General features: G+C 38.2%; 15 protein-coding genes and 1 other RNA gene. 14 read left to right on the forward strand and 2 right to left on the reverse strand.

The window, feature by feature from the left end:
* From O3599_RS04905 to O3599_RS04930, 6 genes are all read left to right on the forward strand, one after another.
* Entirely contained in the window at positions 1-1,056 is a 1,056-nt protein-coding gene (locus tag O3599_RS04905; RefSeq protein ID WP_247939370.1) for a galactofuranosyltransferase, read from the forward strand.
* Between the two features lie 87 nt (positions 1,057-1,143).
* Positions 1,144-2,013 (forward strand): glucose-1-phosphate thymidylyltransferase RfbA, encoded by an 870-nt coding sequence (gene rfbA / locus O3599_RS04910; RefSeq protein ID WP_000676151.1) that lies wholly within the window; start codon positions 1,144-1,146, stop codon positions 2,011-2,013.
* Positions 2,014-2,607 (forward strand): dTDP-4-dehydrorhamnose 3,5-epimerase family protein, encoded by a 594-nt coding sequence (locus O3599_RS04915; protein WP_000131475.1) that lies wholly within the window; start codon positions 2,014-2,016, stop codon positions 2,605-2,607. It begins immediately after the preceding gene.
* A 13-nt stretch (positions 2,608-2,620) separates the two neighbouring features.
* Positions 2,621-3,670: a dTDP-glucose 4,6-dehydratase gene (gene rfbB / locus O3599_RS04920; protein ID WP_247939371.1), complete on the forward strand. Its 1,050-nt coding sequence runs from the start codon at positions 2,621-2,623 to the stop codon at positions 3,668-3,670.
* 65 nt (positions 3,671-3,735) lie between these two features.
* Positions 3,736-4,599: a dTDP-4-dehydrorhamnose reductase gene (gene rfbD, locus O3599_RS04925; RefSeq protein WP_247939372.1), complete on the forward strand. Its 864-nt coding sequence runs from the start codon at positions 3,736-3,738 to the stop codon at positions 4,597-4,599.
* 298 nt (positions 4,600-4,897) lie between these two features.
* Positions 4,898-6,877, forward strand: coding sequence for a peptide ABC transporter substrate-binding protein (locus O3599_RS04930; RefSeq protein WP_247939373.1), 1,980 nt, complete (start codon positions 4,898-4,900; stop codon positions 6,875-6,877).
* A gap of 141 nt (positions 6,878-7,018) precedes the next feature.
* Here the strand turns inward: O3599_RS04930 and pbp1a are convergent, their stop codons facing one another.
* Together pbp1a and recU are read right to left on the reverse strand one after the other, a co-directional pair.
* Positions 7,019-9,196, reverse strand: a complete 2,178-nt coding sequence (pbp1a, locus tag O3599_RS04935) for a penicillin-binding protein PBP1A (protein WP_371512173.1) — start codon at positions 9,194-9,196, stop codon at positions 7,019-7,021.
* A complete protein-coding gene (recU, locus tag O3599_RS04940; protein WP_247939375.1) occupies positions 9,193-9,789 on the reverse strand; it encodes a Holliday junction resolvase RecU in 597 nt (198 codons plus the stop codon). The genes pbp1a and recU overlap by 4 nt, the downstream gene beginning before the upstream one ends.
* A gap of 66 nt (positions 9,790-9,855) precedes the next feature.
* Between recU and O3599_RS04945 the strand changes: the two genes are divergently transcribed.
* From O3599_RS04945 to O3599_RS04980, 8 genes are all read left to right on the forward strand, one after another.
* Complete coding sequence (locus O3599_RS04945; RefSeq protein WP_247939390.1) at positions 9,856-10,383, forward strand: DUF1273 domain-containing protein; 528 nt, start codon at positions 9,856-9,858, stop codon at positions 10,381-10,383.
* Between the two features lie 72 nt (positions 10,384-10,455).
* Positions 10,456-10,785: a cell division regulator GpsB gene (gene gpsB / locus O3599_RS04950; RefSeq protein WP_247939376.1), complete on the forward strand. Its 330-nt coding sequence runs from the start codon at positions 10,456-10,458 to the stop codon at positions 10,783-10,785.
* A gap of 20 nt (positions 10,786-10,805) precedes the next feature.
* Positions 10,806-11,187, forward strand: an RNA gene (gene rnpB, locus O3599_RS04955) — RNase P RNA component class B.
* An 84-nt stretch (positions 11,188-11,271) separates the two neighbouring features.
* Positions 11,272-12,429, forward strand: a complete 1,158-nt coding sequence (locus tag O3599_RS04960) for a class I SAM-dependent RNA methyltransferase (RefSeq protein WP_247939377.1) — start codon at positions 11,272-11,274, stop codon at positions 12,427-12,429.
* A gap of 12 nt (positions 12,430-12,441) precedes the next feature.
* The gene (locus tag O3599_RS04965) at positions 12,442-13,854 is read left to right on the forward strand and encodes a cell division site-positioning protein MapZ family protein (protein ID WP_247939378.1); all 1,413 of its coding nucleotides are present in this window, start codon (positions 12,442-12,444) and stop codon (positions 13,852-13,854) included.
* 75 nt (positions 13,855-13,929) lie between these two features.
* Complete coding sequence (gene gndA / locus O3599_RS04970) at positions 13,930-15,354, forward strand: NADP-dependent phosphogluconate dehydrogenase (protein WP_000158778.1); 1,425 nt, start codon at positions 13,930-13,932, stop codon at positions 15,352-15,354.
* A gap of 11 nt (positions 15,355-15,365) precedes the next feature.
* Complete coding sequence (locus O3599_RS04975; protein ID WP_000518027.1) at positions 15,366-16,055, forward strand: response regulator transcription factor; 690 nt, start codon at positions 15,366-15,368, stop codon at positions 16,053-16,055.
* A 686-nt stretch (positions 16,056-16,741) separates the two neighbouring features.
* On the forward strand, positions 16,742-20,702 hold a 3,961-nt coding region (locus O3599_RS04980), incomplete at its 3' end, for a Rib/alpha-like domain-containing protein (RefSeq protein WP_371512177.1).

Genomic DNA, 20,702 nt, shown 5'->3' on the forward strand with positions numbered 1-20,702 from the left:
ATGAAATACTACTTAAAAGAAGAATTTTTAAATGATATTAATCAGAAAAATGCTGGGAACAAAGCACGTAATGATGTTGAAACTGTGTTAAATGAGTTGGGATATATCCCTTTAAGAGTATTGGTTGATGATTGGTATAAAATGAATGTACTCAAGGCACAGATACATAAATATCAAGCACTATCAAAAGCATTCAAACTTTTAAAAAGAGGCGATGAGATTGTTATCCAATTTCCATTATTACAGCATTCCTTACTATTTAGTAATTTACTAAAATCCCTTAGAAAAAAAGGTATTAAAATCTATTTCCTGATTCATGATTTAGAAACTTTACGTTTTGTAAATGATGAAACATTACCTTTTAGAATGAAATTACGTATGAAAGTTACGGAGGGATCTTCTTTACATTATGTAAATGGTATTATTGCTCATAATAAAGTAATGAAAGGAGTATTAGTCAATAAAGGAGTTCTTGGAGAAAAAATTACTAATTTAGAAATCTTTGATTATTTAATTCCAGATTTTATAGAAAAAGCTAGTTTAAGAAAAGAACAACCAATAATTGTTGCAGGAAATTTATCACAAGATAAAGCAGCATATCTGTACTCATTACCTATAGAACCACAATTTAATTTATATGGTGTTGGGTTTGATGAGTCTAGGAAGTTATCTAATGAAACCTACTTTGGTTCATTTCTTCCAGATGAACTTCCATCAGTATTGGAAGGAAGTTTTGGTTTAGTTTGGGATGGTGACAGTTCTGAGACTTGTAGTGGATTTTTTGGAGAGTATCTACGCTATAACAATTCTCATAAAGCGTCACTTTATTTGGCTTCTGGTTTCCCTATCATTGTTTGGAAGGAATCTGCTTTGTCTCATTTTGTCTTAAAGAATAATTGTGGTATCACAGTTGATTCTTTGTTTGACATACAAGAAACAATCAATAATATTTCGGAAGAAGAATATCAAGAGTTAGTAGAAAATGCACAAAAGGTAGGAAATAATATAAGATCAGGATATTATTTGAAAACAGCTTTAGAGAAACTAACTAAATAATTAGTTTAAATTCACTAAGTAATGTATCATTTGTCTCTGATTACTAATTAGAAAAATTCTAATTTAATATAGAAAGGTAGTTCGATTATGAAAGGTATTATCCTTGCAGGAGGTTCAGGAACTCGCTTGTATCCTTTGACTCGTGCTATATCCAAACAACTGATGCCGGTTTATGATAAACCCATGATTTATTATCCTCTATCGACACTCATGTTAGCTGGTATCAAAGATATTTTAATTATCTCTACTCCTCATGATTTACCTCGTTTTAAAGAGCTGCTTCAAGATGGTTCGGAGTTGGGAATTAATCTTTCTTATGCGGAACAACCTAGTCCAGATGGTTTGGCCCAGGCCTTCATTATCGGTGAAAAATTTATTGGAAATGACAGTGTCGCCCTAATTTTAGGAGATAATATTTACTATGGTCCTGGTCTATCTAAAATGCTTCAGAAGGCTGCTAATAAGGAGAAAGGTGCAACTGTTTTTGGATATCAAGTTAAGGATCCTGAAAGATTTGGTGTTGTGGAATTTGATGAGGAGATGAATGCTGTTTCTATTGAGGAAAAACCAGAACATCCTCGTTCCAATTATGCAGTGACCGGCCTTTATTTCTATGATAATGATGTTGTAGAAATTTCAAAAAATATTAAACCAAGCCCTCGTGGTGAATTGGAAATTACAGACGTAAACAAAGCATATCTAGAACGTGGAGACTTATCAGTTGAGCTAATGGGGCGTGGTTTTGCGTGGTTAGATACTGGAACTCATGAAAGTTTATTAGAGGCGTCACAGTACATTGAGACAGTGCAACGGATGCAAAATGTTCAAGTGGCAAACTTAGAAGAGATTGCTTATCGTATGGGTTATATCAGCCGTGAGGATGTATTAAAGTTAGCACAACCTCTTAAGAAAAATGAATACGGACAATATTTGCTCCGTTTGATTGGAGAAGCATAGATGACAGATAATTTTTTCGGTAAGACGCTTGCGGTTCGTAAGGTCGAAGCTATTCCAGGTATGTTAGAATTTGATATCCCTGTTCATGGTGATAATCGTGGTTGGTTCAAAGAAAATTTCCAAAAGGAAAAAATGCTCCCTCTTGGTTTCCCAGAGTATTTCTTTACAGAAGGAAAATTACAAAACAATGTATCCTTCTCACGTAAAAATGTTCTCCGTGGTTTACACGCAGAACCTTGGGATAAGTACATTTCTGTAGCAGATGGTGGGAAGGTTCTGGGTTCTTGGGTTGATCTACGCGAGGGCGAAACTTTCGGAAATACCTATCAAACAGTAATTGATGCAAGTAAGGGTATCTTTGTTCCCCGTGGTGTGGCTAATGGATTTCAGGTTCTATCAGATACAGTCTCTTATAGCTATCTGGTCAACGATTATTGGGCATTAGATTTGAAACCTAAATATGCCTTTGTCAATTATGCAGATCCAGAATTAGGAATTGAGTGGGCCAATCTTGCTGAAGCAGAGGTTTCAGAAGCAGATAAAAATCATCCACTACTTAAGGATGTAAAACCTTTGAAAAAAGAAGATTTGTAAAAAAGGAAAGACTATGACTGAATACAAAAAAATTATCGTGACAGGTGGAGCAGGTTTTATCGGTTCTAACTTTGTTCATTATGTTTACAAGAACTTTCCAGATGTTCACGTGACAGTATTAGACAAGTTGACTTATGCTGGAAATCGCGCTAATATTGAAAAAATTTTAGGTGATCGTGTTGAGTTGGTTGTTGGAGATATTGCTGATGCGGAGTTGGTAGACAAGTTGGCTGTTCAAGCAGATGCTATCGTTCATTATGCAGCGGAAAGTCACAATGACAATTCACTGAATGATCCATCACCGTTTATACATACTAACTTCATCGGAACCTATACTCTTTTGGAAGCAGCTCGCAAATATAATATTCGCTTCCACCATGTGTCTACAGATGAAGTTTATGGGGATCTCCCTCTCCGTGAGGATTTGCCAGGATATGGTGAAGGTTCAGGTGAGAAATTTACTGCTGATACCAAATACAATCCTAGCTCTCCATACTCATCAACCAAGGCCGCTTCAGACTTGATTGTAAAAGCCTGGGTACGATCATTTGGTGTCAAGGCAACGATTTCTAACTGTTCAAATAACTACGGTCCTTATCAACACATTGAAAAATTCATCCCACGTCAGATTACCAACATCCTAAGTGGAATTAAGCCAAAACTTTATGGTGAAGGTAAGAATGTTCGTGACTGGATTCATACCAATGATCATTCTTCGGGAGTTTGGACAATCTTGACAAAAGGTCAAATCGGTGAAACTTACTTAATCGGGGCTGATGGTGAGAAGAACAACAAGGAAGTTTTGGAACTTATCCTTAAGGAAATGGGCCAAGATGCAGATGCCTATGATCATGTAACTGACCGTGCAGGACATGACCTCCGCTATGCGATTGACGCAAGTAAGCTCCGTGAAGAATTAGGTTGGAGACCAGAATTTACTAATTTTGAATCTGGTCTCAAGGAAACAATCAAGTGGTATACAGATAACCAAGAATGGTGGAAAGCAGAGAAAGAAGCTGTTGAAGCCAATTATGCTAAAACTCAGGAGATTATCAAATTATAAAAAGCAGGAAATAGCTGCTTTTTATTGCTATAGTGGGAAGAGTTACAGATTAGAAAGGTGTAGAGATGATTTTAATTACAGGAGCAAAAGGCCAATTAGGAACTGAACTTCGTTATTTATTGGATGAGCATAATGAAGAATACGTGGCAGTAGATGTGGCTGAGATGGACATTACCAATGCAGAGATGGTTGAGAAAGTTTTTGAAGAAGTTAAACCTACTCTAGTATACCACTGTGCGGCCTACACAGCTGTTGATGCAGCGGAGGATGAAGGGAAAGAATTGGACTATGCCATCAATGTTACGGGGACAGAAAATGTCGCAAAAGCATCTGAAAAGCATGGCGCAACTCTAGTTTATATTTCTACGGACTATGTCTTTGATGGTAAGAAACCAGTTGGACAAGAGTGGGAAGTTGATGACCGACCAGATCCACAGACAGAATATGGACGTACAAAGCGCATGGGAGAAGAGTTAGTTGAGAAGTATGTGTCTAATTTCTATATTATCCGTACTGCCTGGGTATTTGGAAATTACGGCAAAAACTTTGTTTTCACAATGCAAAATCTTGCGAAAGCTCATAAGACATTAACGGTTGTAAATGACCAGCATGGTCGCCCAACTTGGACTCGTACATTGGCTGAATTTATGACTTATCTAGCTGAAAATTGCAAGGAATTTGGTTATTATCATTTATCAAATGATGCGACAGAAGATACAACTTGGTATGATTTTGCAGTTGAAATTTTGAAAGATACAGATGTAGAAATCAAGCCAGTAGATTCAAGTCAATTTCCAGCAAAGGCTAAACGTCCGTTAAACTCAACAATGAGCCTGGCTAAAGCTAAAGCTACTGGATTTGTTATTCCAACTTGGCAAGATGCCTTGAAAGAATTTTATAAACAAGAAGTAAAAAGTGATATTAACTAATTTGAAGCCTGGTCGATAATGAACTCCCCACGAAAATAATAGATATAATATTCTCATGACAACAGCTTTGCAGTGTGTAAGAAATGAGTTAGATTAAAGAATTAAAACTGTTTCTCAGATGCTATTTACAAATATGATTAATAATTCCTTGACTACCTAATGTAGTTGAGGTATTTTTGATATTATTCATATTTTTGCAAATCTATTGTTTAAAAAATAATTTTCTAAAATTCAGAAAATTCTATTGACAGGACTTTAAAAAGGGTCTATAATGGATAGAAAAACAAAGGAGAATACTATGAAAACAAGGAAAGTATTGGCTCTTGCGGGAGTCACTTTATTAGCAGCTGGTGTCTTAGCGGCTTGTTCTGGTGGTTCTGCTACTAAAGGTGAGCAGACTTTTGCATTTACCTACGAGACAGACCCAGATAATCTCAACTATTTGACAACCAGCAAGGCAGCTACTTCAAACATTACTAGTAACGTCATTGATGGATTGCTTGAAAATGACCGTTATGGGAATCTTGTTCCCTCTATGGCAGAGGACTGGTCAGTTTCTAAAGATGGTTTGACCTACACTTATAAGATTCGTCAGGATGCCAAGTGGTACACATCTGAAGGTGAAGAATATGCTCCTGTCAAGGCTCAAGACTTTGTAACAGGTCTTAAATATGCAACAGATAAGAAATCACAAGCTCTTTACTTGGTACAAGATTCAATCAAGGGTCTGGATGCTTATGCTAAAGGGGAAAATAAAGATTTTTCTCAAGTTGGAATTAAAGCCCTTGACGATCAAACAGTCCAATACACTTTGAACAAACCTGAAAGTTTTTGGAATTCTAAAACAACAATGGGTGTCTTGGCACCAGTTAATGAAGAGTTTTTGAACTCAAAAGGGGATGATTTCGCTAAAGCGACAGATCCAAGCAGTATCTTGTATAATGGTCCTTATTTGTTAAAATCTCTTGTGGCTAAATCTTCCGTTGAATTTGCAAAAAACCCTAACTACTGGGATAAGGATAATGTTCATGTTGATAAGATAAAATTGTCATTCTGGGATGGTCAAGATACCAGCAAACCTGCAGAAAACTTTAAAGATGGTAGTCTTACAGCAGCCAGACTTTATCCTACAAATGCAAGTTTTGCAGAACTTGAAAAAACGATGAAGGACAATATTGTCTATACCCAACAAGACTCTACGACTTATCTAGTGGGAACAAATATTGACCGCCAGTCCTATAAATATACTTCTAAGACTAGTGACGAACAAAAGACTTCTACTAAAAAGGCTCTCTTAAACAAGGATTTCCGCCAAGCTATTGCTTTTGGTTTGGATCGTACTGCCTATGCTTCACAAGTGAACGGTGCCAGTGGAGCAAGCAAAATTTTGCGTAATCTTTTTGTACCACCAACATTTGTCCAAGCAGATGGGAAAAACTTTGGCGATATGATCAAAGAAAAATTAGTGACTTATGGGGATGAATGGAAGGATGTTAATCTGGCCGATGCCCAAGATGGTCTCTACAATCCAGAAAAAGCCAAGGCAGAATTTGCTAAGGCTAAGACTGCTCTTCAGGCAGAAGGAGTACAGTTCCCAATTCACCTAGACATGCCAGTTGACCAGACAGCAACTACAAAAGTTCAACGTGTTCAATCTTTCAAACAATCAGTTGAAGAAACCTTGGGTACAGATAATGTCGTAATTGATATTCAACAACTACAAAAAGATGAAGTCTTGAATATTACCTACTTTGCTGAAACAGCAGCTGGGGAAGATTGGGATATTTCAGATAATGTTGGTTGGTCTCCAGACTTTGCGGATCCATCTACTTACCTCGATATTATCAAACCATCAGTTGGTGAAAACACTAAAACCTACCTTGGCTTTGATTCTGGTACAGATAATGCTGCAGCTAAGAAGGTTGGTCTGAACGACTATGAGAAATTGGTAACTGAAGCTGGAAATGAGACAATAGATGTAGCAAAACGTTATGATAAGTATGCTGCAGCCCAAGCTTGGTTGACAGATAGTGCCTTGATTATTCCAACAACATCACTCACTGGTCGCCCAATCTTGTCTAAGATGGTACCATTTACGATGCCGTTTGCCTTCTCTGGTAACAAGGGGACAAGCGATCCGCTCCTATACAAATACTTGGAACTTCAAGACAAGGCAGTCACTGTGGATGAATACCAAAAAGCTCAAGATAAATGGATGAAAGAAAAAGAAGAATCCAATAAAAAAGCGCAAGAAGAACTTGCAAAACATGTGAAATAAGATAAAAAGAAGTTAGTTATTCGCTAACTTCTTTTGGTTTATCGAAAACGAATTGAAACATCTCTTCACTTTCAAAGATTATGAAGCTAATTTTTTTGTAGAAAAAATCCTGAGTTTTGCTTCTCAGGATTTTCTTTCATTTCATTGTTGTGGTTGTTGAACTTGTGGATTTTGTGGCGTTGGTTGTACTGGTTGTGTCGGTTGACCAGCTTGTCCTTGATTAGGATCAGTTGCTGGAGCATTATTTGGTTGTTGGCCAACCGTCGTACTTGCCTGTGTAGATGAACTTTCAGTTGTTGTTGTACTTGGGTTCTCTACTGGTTGAGTTTGTTGTGTAGCTGGATTATTCCAAGTGTTTTTGGCACTATTTTGGAAGACGAATTCTCCATTTCGGAAGAGGCCGTCTGGCATCGTCCAATCTCCAGGTTGATCATCTTCTGATAGATATGTGATCATTGAGCGATAAACTTTAGCTGCAACATAGAAGCCATCTCCAACAATAGGAGTTAAACGATTTGAGTATCCAGTCCATACAGCCATAGAATACTTACGAGTGTAACCTACAAACATTTCATCTGGAGCTACGTAGCCAGTATTCTTGACATGTTTTTCGATTTCATCATCAGTATAGTTAGAAGTACCAGTCTTACCAGCTTGTGGAAGCCATGGTATGTAGGCACCACGTCCGGTTCCGTAAGCTAAAACAGTTTTCATCATTTCGGTCATCATATAGGCAGTAGTTTCTTTCATAGCTCGTGTACCAGCATCAGAAAATTCTTTTTCACTACCATCACTAAAGACGATTTTATTGATGTACATTGGTTTGTGGTAAATACCACCATTAGCAAAGGCGGCATAAGCAGCAGCCATTTTTTCACTACTTGCACCGTATTGTTTGTTAGATTCTGTTGTATTACTTGAAATGGCGTTAGCATAATGGATGCTTGGGTAATTGATACCTAAGCCATTTAGGAAGGTTTTGGCTCGATCTAAACCAACTTTGTTTAAAGTTTCAACCGCTGTAACATTACGTGATTGTTGAAGAGCATACTGGATAGTAATATTTCCAAAGTAACCATGATCCCAGTTGTAGACTGGAGTATCAGTACCAGGATAGTTGTAAGGAACATCATGTACAATAGATGCGGTAGAGTCATAGACTCCATATTCTAAAGCGGGAGCATAGTCAGTGATTGGTTTCATAGTAGAACCCCAGTCACGGTTGGTTTCAACGGCTTGGTTAACTCCGAAAGATACATTGCTTGATTGGTGACGGGCGCCTAACTGAGCAATGACTTTACCATTTGTTACATCCACGATAGTGGAAGCTACTTGGAGTTCATCATCTGGATATGCAACGTACTCATCTGTATTGTATACATCCCAGAGTCGCTGTTGAACATTTTTATCGACATTAGTATAGACATCCATACCTGTAGTAAGAAGGTTGTAGCCAGTTTCTTGTTCGACTTGGTCGATTACTTCTTTGAGATAGTTGTCCATATAGGCTGGATAACTATTAGCTGACTTCAAGCTTTGGAGGCCGTCAGTGATAGGCGTATTAATAGCTTTTTCGTAATCTTCTGCACTGATGTATTTCTGTCCCTTCATTTCTGAAAGTACCAAGTTCCGACGCTCTAGAGCAGCTTCTGGGTGGGAATATGGGTCATACTGATTTGGAGCCTGAGGCATTCCGGCTAGGAGTGCTAACTGTGGCAAGCTTAAATCCTTCAAGTCTTTGCCATAGTAATTTTGGGCTGCGGTTTGCATTCCATAGTTACCGTTAGACATGTAGACTTTGTTGATGTAGTAGGTCAGGATTTCTTGCTTGGTTGCTTTTTGTTCTAGTTGAACGGCTAGCCAAGCTTCTTGGGCTTTACGTGACAAGGTTTGATCAGCAGTTGAAGTAGAGAAATAAGTTAATTTGATCAATTGCTGAGTCAAGGTTGAAGCTCCTTGGAGTCCCCCTCTACCTTGGAGATTTCTCAATGCCGCACCCATGATACGAATAGTATCAACCCCTCGATGATCAAAGAAACGGTGATCTTCGATAGACACGATGGCTTTGACCAAATCAGTAGGGATTTCATTTGCTTGAGTATTGACACGACGTTCAGATCCAAGGTCAGCAATCAGTTCGTTCTTATTGTCATAAATCTTGCTAGAGGTTGTCGCAACTAGTTTACTTTCAGATAAGGCTGGAGCCTTGCTAACAAAGTAGAGAAAGATCCCTCCACCTAATAGAAATAATGCGATAAATAAGGTAAGGAATGTAATTCCAATATATTTTAAGAATCGCAGAATCGTTTGTTTATTCATCTTGTTTTACCACCTAGTAAATGTTCTTTGATAATATCGAGATAGGGAATTTGAGGGAAAGCTCCTTGCTCAACCAAATATCCATATTCTTGAATATATCCAAGTGGCATTGATCTTTGACCCTTATCCTGATGGTAAAAGCGAATCAAATCAATAGCCGGCAACAAATAAGTTTCTTGTCGAGAAGAAAAATGAAGCAGTACGAAGCAAATACCCTGCTGTTCTAGAACTTGTTCCATATGTTGAATCTGGTGCAGATGGAAGTTCTTCATTGGAATAGCATTCTTTTGACGCGTTTCCTTGGCTTCAAAGTCAATGTAATGTCCTCTATATACTCCAGAGTAATCGGTTGTAGAAGCTTGTCTAAAATAGGCTTCTACAATCTTTGCTCGACTACGTTGAGGATAGTCTACTCGAACGATCTGAACAGGTGTTGGCTTTTTATGGATAACTGCCATACCATGCGTCAGATAGTAGTCGTTTGTAGCGTTAATCATCTTTTCAAAAGTCATTCCTCGATTTGCGAAATTTTTTGGTTGAGAAATGGATGTTTGTCTTTTTATTGATGAAATTTTATGAGGATAGTTGACCATATTTCTCCTTATTGGTACAATAACATCACTCTATTATACCATAAAAATAGAAAGAAAGGTGTAAAAATGAATACAGCTTTAATTATGGGATATTCTAACTTTGACTTGGGTTTGTTTAATGAAAAAGATATCAGGTTAAAAATTATAAAGAAAGCCATTCGTCGAGATCTAGAAAGTTTAGCAGAAGAAGGGATTAAATGGCTGGTCTTTACAGGGAACTTGGGATTTGAATCTTGGGTTCTTGATGTCGCTATTGAAATGAAAGAAGAATATGATTTCAGTCTAGCGACTATTTTTGATTTTGAAACACACGGAGAAAATTGGAATGAGGCTAATCAGGTTAAACTTAGCCAATTTAAGCAGGTAGATTTTGTCAAATATGCCTATCCGAAATATGAACATATGGGGCAATTGCGAGACTACCAACGATTTTTGTTGGAAAATACTGATTTAGCTTATTTTTTCTATGATCCAGAAAATGAGACTAAATTAAAATTTATGGACACCTTGATGAAAAATCAGGAAGCCTATCGCATAAAAAGGCTAACCTTTGAAGACTTAAATGAGATAGCAGAAAATTTTTCTGAAAAGTAAGCCTTTGACCTTGATTTTTGTTTGCCTTTTTTTATATAATAATACTATTAGAAACCGAGAATGGAGAGAGAGATGGCAAGTATTATTTTTACAGCGAAAGATATTTTTGAGCAAGAGTTTGGACGTGAAGTCCGTGGATATAGTAAGGCTGAAGTTGATGAATTTTTGGACGATGTCATCAAGGACTATGAAACTTATGCTGCCTTAGTCAAGTCTCTCCGTCAAGAAATTGCAGAGTTGAAGGAAGAATTGTCTCACAAACCTGAGTCTGCACCGGTTCAAGCAGAACCTCTTGAAATGACAGCTACAACTTCTATGACGAATTTTGATATTTTAAAACGTTTGAATCGTCTTGAGAAAGAAGTATTTGGTAAACAAATTTTGGATAACTCTGATTTATAAGAGCTTATTTGAAAAGTGCAATTTTTGGATAATCGCGTGAGGAGAATTTCTTTTCATGAGGAAAGTCCATGCTAGCACAGGCTGTGATGCCTGTAGTGTTTGTGCTAGGCGAAACCATAAGCCTAGGGACGAGAAATCGTTACGGCAGTTGAAATGGCTAAGTCCTTGGATAGGCCAGAGTAGGCTTGAAAGTGCCACAGTGACGGAGTCTTTCTGGAAACAGAGAGAGTGGAACGCGGTAAACCCCTCAAGCTAGCAACCCAAATTTTGGTCGGGGCATGGAGTACACGGAAACGAACGTAGTATTCTGACTGCTATCAGCTCTAGGCTGTTAGTGGTAGACAGATGATTATCGAAGGAAGTGGTCCTAGTCACTTCTGGAACAAAACATGGCTTATAGAAAATTGCATATAGGTTGGGGCTGAGAAAATTTTCTCAACCTCATTTTTTAAAGTGGACATATAGAAAGGTCTTATAAGACTGAAAATGAAAAAAGAATTTAATTTAATCGCTACTGCTGCAGCAGGTCTTGAAGCTGTTGTAGGACGAGAAGTGAGAGAGTTGGGCTATGATTGTCAGGTTGAAAACGGTCGTGTTCGTTTTCAAGGAGACGCAAGAGCTATTATTGAAACCAACCTCTGGCTTCGGGCAGCAGACCGTATCAAGATTATCGTAGGAACTTTCCCAGCTAAGACTTTTGAGGAGCTCTTTCAAGGAGTTTTCGCCCTAGATTGGGAAAATTATTTACCGCTTGGGGCTCGCTTTCCGATTTCAAAAGCCAAATGTGTTAAATCTAAACTTCACAATGAGCCCAGTGTACAGGCTATTTCAAAGAAGGCTGTTGTCAAGAAGTTGCAAAAACATTATGCCCGTCCTGAAGGTGTTCCCTTGATGGAGACTGGTCCTGAGTTTAAGATTGAGGTTTCTATTCTGAAAGATATTGCAACTGTCATGATTGATACGACAGGGTCTAGCCTCTTTAAACGTGGCTATCGTACCGAAAAAGGTGGCGCTCCTATCAAGGAAAACATGGCAGCAGCCATTTTGCAACTTTCTAACTGGTATCCGGACAAGCCTTTGATTGATCCGACCTGTGGTTCGGGGACTTTCTGTATTGAGGCAGTTATGATTGCTAGAAAGATGGCTCCAGGACTTCGTCGCTCTTTTGCTTTTGAGGAATGGAACTGGATTAGCGATCGCTTGATCCAAGAAGTGCGCACAGAGGCGGCTAAAAAAGTGGATCGTGAGCTGGAACTGGATATCATGGGCTGTGATATCGATGCACGTATGGTGGAAATTGCTAAGGCCAATGCCCAAGCGGCTGGTGTTGCAGGAGACATTACTTTTAAGCAGATGCGCGTGCAGGATTTGCGTTCTGATAAAATCAATGGTGTAATTATTTCCAATCCGCCTTATGGGGAACGTTTATCAGATGATGCAGGGGTTACCAAGCTTTATGCTGAAATGGGTCAAGTATTTGCACCGCTGAAAACCTGGAGCAAGTTTATCTTAACTAGTGATGAAGCCTTTGAGACCAAATACGGTAGTCAGGCGGATAAGAAACGTAAGTTGTACAACGGAACTTTAAAAGTTGATCTGTATCAATATTTTGGTCAGCGCGTTAAACGTCAGGAAGTAAAGTAGAAAGGAAAACTCATGAGTAAGAAGAGACGTAATCGTCATAAAGCAGAACATCAAGAAGCGCAATTTGATTTTGATGATGCCAAAGAGCTAACAGTTGGAGAAGCCATGCGAAAAAATGAAGAGGTGGAAGCGGGTGTATTGCCTGGAGATTCTATCTTGGACAAGTATGTGAAACAACATAAAGATGAAATTGAGGCAGATAAGTTTGAAACGCGTCAGTTTAGCAAGGATGATTTAGTTGAAAAAGAAGAGGTAGAGGAGATAGAGGAGACTCAGACTCTGGATAATTTGCTTCAAGAGCTTCGTGAGGGAACAGGAGTAACTTCTCCAGCTCCAGAAGATGAATTGCGTCAGTTTGATGATTTAGAATTAACACGAGTTTCAGAAGCTCCTCTTGTCGAAGAATTTGAGACGGAAGAGGTACCATTAGTTGGAACGGAAGAGGCTCTCACACGTTCTCGAGTCACAGATAGTGAAGATGGAAAAAGTAAGAAGAAATGGGTGCTTTACGGTATTCTAGCAGCTTTAGTGGTTCTTATCCTTGGAACTGGTTATTATGTTTATCGTCAAGTGGCTCGTTCGACCAAAGAAATCCAAACTTCTCAATCAACTACAAATACGCAGTCAGATGCGGAAGAATTCAATAATTTATATGATGCCTTCTATACAGATAGCAATAAAACGGCTTTGAAAAATAGCCAGTTTGATAAGTTGAGCCAACTGAAGACCCTGCTTGATAAGCTGGAAGGTAGTCGTGAACATACCCTTGCCAAATCGAAGTATGATAGTCTAGCAACGCAAATCAAGGCCATTCAAGATGTAAATGCACAATTTGAGAAGCCAGCTATTGTTGATGGTGTGTTAGATACCAATGCCAAAGCCAAATCGAATGCTAAATTTACAGATATTAAAACTGGGAATACGGAGCTGGATAAATTGCTAGATAAGGCTATTAGCCTTGGTAAGAGCCAGCAAACAAGTACTTCTAGCTCAAGTTCAAGTCAAACTAGTAGCTCTAGTCAAGCAAGTTCAAATACTACTAGTGAGACAAGCCCAAGTAGCTCAAATACTGCATCAAATGAGACTAGAAGTTCTCGTAGTGAAATCAATATGGGCGTATCAAGTGCAGGAGTTGCTGTTCAAAGAAGTGCGAGTCGTGTTTCTTATAACCAGTCTGCTATTGATGATAGCAATAACTCTGCTTGGGATTTCGCTGATGGCGTCTTGGAACAAATCCTAGCGACTTCACGCTCACGTGGTTATATCACTGGTAACCAATACATCCTCGAACGTGTCAATATCGTTAATGGCAATGGTTATTACAACCTCTACAAGCCAGATGGAACCTATCTCTTTACCCTTAACTGTAAGACAGGATATTTTGTTGGAAATGGTTCTGGACATGCGGATGACTTGGACTACTAAGCAGTCGTTACAAAATTCTTTCTTTTCAAAAGTAAAAATGATAAAATAAAACAAATTAAACAAGAGGAGTGTCAAATGACAAAAGCTAACTTTGGTGTCGTAGGTATGGCCGTAATGGGTCGTAACCTTGCCCTTAATATTGAATCTCGTGGTTACACAGTTGCTATTTACAACCGTAGTAAAGAAAAAACGGAAGATGTGATTGCTTGCCATCCTGAAAAGAACTTTGTACCAAGCTATGACGTTGAAAGTTTTGTAAACTCAATCGAAAAACCTCGTCGTATCATGCTTATGGTTCAAGCTGGACCTGGTACAGATGCTACTATCCAAGCCCTTCTTCCACACCTTGACAAAGGTGATATCTTGATCGACGGCGGAAACACTTTCTACAAAGATACAATTCGTCGTAATGAAGAATTGGCAAACTCAGGTATCAACTTTATCGGTACTGGGGTTTCTGGTGGTGAAAAAGGTGCCCTTGAAGGTCCTTCTATCATGCCTGGTGGACAAAAAGAGGCCTACGAATTGGTTGCAGATGTTCTTGAAGAAATTTCAGCTAAAGCACCAGAAGATGGCAAACCATGTGTGACTTACATCGGTCCTGATGGAGCTGGTCACTATGTGAAAATGGTTCACAACGGTATCGAGTATGGTGATATGCAATTGATCGCAGAAAGCTATGACTTGATGCAACACTTGCTAGGCCTTTCTGCAGAAGATATGGCTGAAATCTTTACTGAGTGGAATAAGGGTGAATTGGACAGCTACTTGATCGAAATCACAGCTGATATCTTGAGCCGTAAAGACGATGAAGGCCAAGATGGACCAATCGTAGACTACATCCTTGATGCTGCAGGTAACAAGGGAACTGGTAAATGGACTAGTCAATCATCACTTGACCTTGGTGTGCCATTGTCACTCATCACTGAGTCAGTATTTGCACGTTACATCTCTACTTACAAAGAAGAACGCGTACATGCTAGCAAGGTTCTTCCAAAACCAGCTGCCTTCAAATTTGAAGGAGATAAGGCTGAGTTGATTGAAAAAATCCGTCAAGCCCTTTACTTCTCAAAAATCATTTCATACGCACAAGGTTTTGCTCAATTGCGTGTAGCTTCTAAAGAAAACAACTGGAACTTGCCATTTGCGGACATCGCATCTATCTGGCGTGATGGCTGTATCATCCGTTCTCGTTTCTTGCAAAAGATTACAGATGCTTACAACCGTGATGCAGACCTTGCCAACCTTCTTTTGGATGAATACTTCTTGGATGTTACTGCTAAGTACCAACAAGCAGTGCGTGACATCGTAGCTCTTGCGGTTCAAGCTGGTGTACCAGTGCCAACCTTCTCAGCAGCCATTACTTACTTTGATAGCTACCGTTCAGCTGACCTTCCAGCTAACTTGATCCAAGCACAACGTGACTACTTTGGTGCCCACACTTACCAACGTAAAGACAAAGAAGGAACCTTCCACTACTCTTGGTATGACGAAAAATAAGTAGGTCTGCCATGGGGAAACGGATTTTATTACTTGAGAAAGAACGAAATCTAGCTCATTTTTTAAGTTTGGAACTCCAAAAAGAGCAATACCGAGTTGATCAGGTTGAGGAGGGGCAAAAAGCCCTTTCCATGGCTCTTCAGACAGACTATGACTTGATTTTATTGAATGCTCATCTGGGGGATATGACAGCCCAGGATTTTGCAGACAAGCTGAGCCGAACTAAGCCAGCTTCAGTCATTATGGTCTTGGACCATCGCGAAGACTTGCAAGATCAGATTGAGGCAATCCAACGCTTTGCCGTTTCGTACATCTATAAGCCAGTTATTATTGAGAATTTGGTGGCTCGTATTTCAGCGATTTTCCGAGGTCGGGACTTTATCGACCAACACTGTAGTCAGATGAAGGTTCCAACGTCTTACCGCAATCTGCGTATGGATGTAGAACATCATACTGTTTATCGTGGCGAAGAGATGATTGCTCTGACGCGTCGTGAGTATGATCTTTTGGCTACTCTTATGGGAAGCAAGAAAGTCCTGACTCGTGAGCAGTTGTTGGAAAGTGTCTGGAAGTATGAAAGTGCGACAGAAACAAATATTGTGGATGTATATATCCGTTATCTACGTAGCAAGCTTGATGTAAAAGGTCAAAAAAGCTACATTAAAACCGTGCGTGGTGTTGGTTACACCATGCAAGAATAGAATGGCAGTCATGCTCGTGTAACTGCTTTTTGAGCTCCATACTATCTGTAGCAGGAATCCCTGAATAATAGATAGTATGGAGCTTTTTTGAATAGCTACAAATGATGGCTTGTAATGGTCCAAAGGTCTGGTCAGGGAGAATGATTTCTTCTTGACCATAGTTTATACTCAATGAAAATCAAGGAGTAAACTAGGAAGCTAGCTACAAGTTGCTCAAAACACTAGTTTTGAGGTTGCAGATGGAAGCTGACGCGGTTTGAAGAGTATTTGTATCTGATGGACTTTACTTTCATAGTTCCCTATTTTTTGGTACTCAAAAGGAATGGCTTATATGTAGGATAAGTTGACATGTTCTTTATAAGTATTCAAAAAATGGCATTTATCATAGTCTTGAAGAAAAGGAAAATTTTATTTTTATTTTAACGCTATAATATAATAAATGATTTAAATCCTGAAATATTCTGAAAATAATGGAAAATAATAAAAAATAATTAATATAATTGACAAATCTGCTAATGTAAATTATAATATTGATTGTATGTGTATGTGTATGTGTATGTGTATGTGTATGTGTATGTGTATGTGTATGTGTATGTGTATGTGTATGTGTATGTGTATGTGTATGTGTATGTGTATGTGTATGTGTATTACATGCTATTTTTTAGATATCAAAAGGAGAAAATGTGATGTATTTTAATCGTAAAAATGCAGAGCAAAAGAACTGGAGAATGATCAAAAAAGGGAAGCATTTCCTATTCGGTTGTTCTCTTGTTTTTGCAGTCGGAGCTAGTTTAGCTACCCAAGTGGTTCATGCAAACACAGCAGAAACTACTGTAGCAAACAACTCGACTACTGGGGATGTTAACCCTACACAGAACGGAGATGGCAAGACTTATGAGGCACCTGCTGTAGCAGAAAACAAGCCAGAAGTTGCTGGAACACCAGCTGTGTCTACAACAGAACCAGCAGTAGCGGCAAAACTTGATGGAGAAACTGCAAAAGAAGTTAAAGCTTTAGACAAAACTAAACTAGAAAACTACATTGCAGAAATCGAAGCAAAATTAGCTAACGGAACATACGAAAACAAAACTGAAGAAAGTGTTGCGGTACTAAAAGCTGACTTAGAAGCTGCAAAAGCTACATTAGCAAACGCAACAACTCAAGGTGAAATCACAAAAGCTTACAATAAACTTGTAACTACAGCTAACACTAAATTAAAAAATAAACCTGTAGAGAAAAAAGAAACTCCAGCAGTAGACACTACTAATGGAAAAGAAACTGTAGGTAAAAAAGCAGAAAACACTGAGAAAAAATCAGAATCTAACTCAATCGAAAACACAGGATCTAACGACCCACGTAACGGTAAAGCATTAGATAAAAATAATGCTTTTAGGGCGGAAATTGCCTATAATATTGATTCTCAGGGGAACGACTATGGGAAAAAAGACAGTGTTATTACTAGTGGTATAAGAGGTTCATCTGAATCGGGTAATGCAATAACTGCTGTTAATTCCGTAATGAAATATAGAGCTCGTTACAATACAGATGCTACTGGGAAAATTACTTCTGTAGACTGGCAAGTTTTTTTCAATGATCATTTACAAAATTTCGCTAATGACTATGGAGTAAAGAATGAAGTGTTCCGAAACTACATTCAGATTCCTAATGAAGTGAATATGCCTACGGATATTCGCCGATTGCAATATAAAGCGGAAATGAAATTTGTAGACAGAAAATATCAACTAGTTGGCGGAGATGGAACTGGTCTTAGTGATACTGTAACTTTTGATAACCCTACTCCAGCCACAGCAGCAGGACGTGCTCTTGATAAAAATGAGAATTTGACAATAAATGGTAGTTGGGACAATTATACTAGAGGACTAGATACTCTGTATAATAATACTAGTTTCTATTATAAGGATGCTGTAAAAGACGAGATATCTGATACAAAAAATTTAGTAAACTCAAATGCTTTGCCAGGTAAGCGTGTTATCTATGATAATGCGAATACGGGTGGTAACTATAGAGACGGTTATGTTTGGGAGTTTACAACAACAGTTCCTGATAGAGTAACAAATGAACAGTTGAAAAATATGAAGGTTTCGATGGGGATGTTGAGTACCGGGACAGCAGGAGTTGACCACGGTTTCCACAGAATTGCAGAGAACCCTGTAAATCTATCAAAAGCTGATGTTACCCCTCCAACTGTAAAAACTCAAACAGTTAAAGTTAATGAACAACCAAAAGCAGAAAATTCAATTGCTAACTTCAAAGATCTTCCTGCTGGAACAAAAGCTGAGTTCAAGACACCAGTAAACACAGCAACGCCAGGAGAAAAAACAGCAACAGCAGTTGTAACATACTCAGATGGTTCGAAGGTAGAAGGACCAGTAAAAGTAATTGTTGAAAAAGAAGCAGCCCAACCAGCAGCCCCAGTTGCTCCAGCAGCTCCAGCAGTAGCGCCAACAGTAGAGATTCCTTACTCTAATAAAGCTACTAAAGAAGTTTATGTATATGCTGGAGAAAAAAATTCATTCGATATCAAATTCAAAGATGATAGCGGGAAAATCACTAGCGCAATTGTAAATGGCGGAGGAAACCAACCATTTAATCCAGTTGAAGGTGAAGCAAATAAAATTAACGCTAAATATGGATTTACAGCGAATAAAATCACTACTGAAACCCCAGCAACAGCAGATACACCAGCAGTCATTACTTACTCAGGTACACCAGCGGCGACAGATGATTTGACAAAAGATAAACTGGATGCGGCAACTAAAGGTGAAAATCCAAAAGGTATGGTTTTAGGCTGGCGCTATGCAACTGCAACGGATACAGATGGTGCATCCATTGAGAATAAAGCCGTAGGTAGCTCAAACGCGACTGACCCAGGTTCATTCCTTCTTATGCTTAAGGGACAAGCTCAAAAATATGATATTGCAGCTCCAACAGAAAAAGTTACTGTAGCAGATCCAGCTAACGTAACAGAAGCTGAGCTAGGCAAAATCAAAGAGAAACTCCAACTTGAGTATTCTCAAACAAATGATGATGCTAACTTGGCAGAAAAAAAAGGTACAACTGTAGCTGATAAAGATGCTAAGATCCAATCAGTAACAAAAGACGATAAAGGAAATCTTATTGTAACCTATAAAGATGGTTCTCAAGATAAAAAACCATTGTCAGAATTTGTACGTACAAATGAAAAACCAATAGTAGAAATTCAATATTCAGATCCAGCGCCTAATAAAAAAGAAGTGTATGTTTACGCATCAGAAGTTAATTCATTTGATATTAAAATCAAAGATGATAGCGGAAAAATTGCAAGTGCTGAGTTAAGAAGAGGAAGTAACCAAGAATTTAAAGACGTAGCAGGAGAAACTAATAAACAAGATACTCAATACGGATTTACTGCGAATAAATTTACTTCTGAAACCCCGGCAACAGCAGAGAATCCAGCTGTTATCACGTATACTGGTACTCCAGCACCAGAAGGAGATTTTACAAAAGAAAAATTTGAAAAAGCAATTCAAGATGGAGGAACTCCACTAGGATGGCGTTTTGTAAAAGCCATTGATAAAGATGGAGCAGATGCTAGAGGAAATGGTAGAGATGCTACTGACCCAACTGCGGTTAATGTAATTCTTAAACCTCAAACTTTAAAATATGATATCCAAACTCCAGCAGAAGCTGACAAAGTAGTTGTATCAGATGTTAACAATGTTACTGATAAAGAGTTTGAAAAAATTAAAGAGAAAGTTAAAGTTGAATATTCTCAAAACAATCCAGATGCACGTTTAGCTGACAAAAAAGGTAAAGAAGTAGAAGCTGCTTCAAAAGTTGTTGATAAAGTAGAAAAAGAAGGAAACAATCTTGTTGTAACCTATAAAGATGGTTCTCAAGATAAAAAACTATTATCAGAATTAACACGAACTAACCAAAAACCAACAGTAGAAATTCAATATTCTGACCCAGCACCAGATAAAAAAGAAGTATATGTATATGCATCAGAAGTGAATTCTTTTGATATTAAAATCAAAGATGATAGTGGTAAACTTGCAAGTGCTGAGTTAAGAAGAGGAAGTAACCAAGAATTTAAAGACGTAGCAGGAGAAACTAATAAACAAAATACAGAATATGGATTCACTGCGAATAAATTCACTACTGAAACAACAGCAACAGCAGAAAATCCAGCTGTTATTACATATACAGGTACTCCAGCACCTGAAGGGAAGTTTACAAAAGAAAAATTTGAAAAAGCAATTCAAGATGGAGGAACTCCATTAGGATGGCGTTTTGTAAAAGCCATTGATAAAGATGGAGCAGATGCTAGAGGAAATGGTAGAGATGTTACCGACCCAACTGCGGTTAATGTAATTCTTAAACCTCAAACTCAAAAATATGATATTAAAACTCCAGCAGAAGCTGACAAAGTAGTTGTATCAGATGTTAATAATGTTACTGATAAAGAGTTTGAAAAAATTAAAGAGAAAGTTAAACTTGAATATTCTCAAAACAATCCAGATGCACGTTTAGCTGATAAAAAAGGTACAGAAGTAGAAGCTGCTTCAAAAGTTGTTGATAAAGTAGAAAAAGAAGGAAACAATCTTGTTGTAACCTATAAAGATGGTTCTAAAGATAAAAAACCAT

The organism is Streptococcus sp. 27098_8_103, from assembly GCF_041432345.1.
In the GTDB taxonomy this organism is placed as follows: Bacteria; Bacillota; Bacilli; order Lactobacillales; family Streptococcaceae; genus Streptococcus; species Streptococcus mitis_BV.

Coding starts and splice junctions, on each gene's coding strand:
- pbp1a (WP_371512173.1), bottom strand. CDS start 9,196: ATGAATAAACAAACGATTCTGCGATTCTTAAAATATATTGGAATTACA.
- O3599_RS04905 (WP_247939370.1), top strand. CDS start 1: ATGAAATACTACTTAAAAGAAGAATTTTTAAATGATATTAATCAGAAA.
- rfbB (WP_247939371.1), top strand. CDS start 2,621: ATGACTGAATACAAAAAAATTATCGTGACAGGTGGAGCAGGTTTTATC.
- O3599_RS04945 (WP_247939390.1), top strand. CDS start 9,856: ATGAATACAGCTTTAATTATGGGATATTCTAACTTTGACTTGGGTTTG.
- O3599_RS04915 (WP_000131475.1), top strand. CDS start 2,014: ATGACAGATAATTTTTTCGGTAAGACGCTTGCGGTTCGTAAGGTCGAA.
- gndA (WP_000158778.1), top strand. CDS start 13,930: ATGACAAAAGCTAACTTTGGTGTCGTAGGTATGGCCGTAATGGGTCGT.
- O3599_RS04965 (WP_247939378.1), top strand. CDS start 12,442: ATGAGTAAGAAGAGACGTAATCGTCATAAAGCAGAACATCAAGAAGCG.
- O3599_RS04930 (WP_247939373.1), top strand. CDS start 4,898: ATGAAAACAAGGAAAGTATTGGCTCTTGCGGGAGTCACTTTATTAGCA.
- O3599_RS04975 (WP_000518027.1), top strand. CDS start 15,366: ATGGGGAAACGGATTTTATTACTTGAGAAAGAACGAAATCTAGCTCAT.
- rfbA (WP_000676151.1), top strand. CDS start 1,144: ATGAAAGGTATTATCCTTGCAGGAGGTTCAGGAACTCGCTTGTATCCT.
- O3599_RS04960 (WP_247939377.1), top strand. CDS start 11,272: ATGAAAAAAGAATTTAATTTAATCGCTACTGCTGCAGCAGGTCTTGAA.
- rfbD (WP_247939372.1), top strand. CDS start 3,736: ATGATTTTAATTACAGGAGCAAAAGGCCAATTAGGAACTGAACTTCGT.
- gpsB (WP_247939376.1), top strand. CDS start 10,456: ATGGCAAGTATTATTTTTACAGCGAAAGATATTTTTGAGCAAGAGTTT.
- recU (WP_247939375.1), bottom strand. CDS start 9,789: ATGGTCAACTATCCTCATAAAATTTCATCAATAAAAAGACAAACATCC.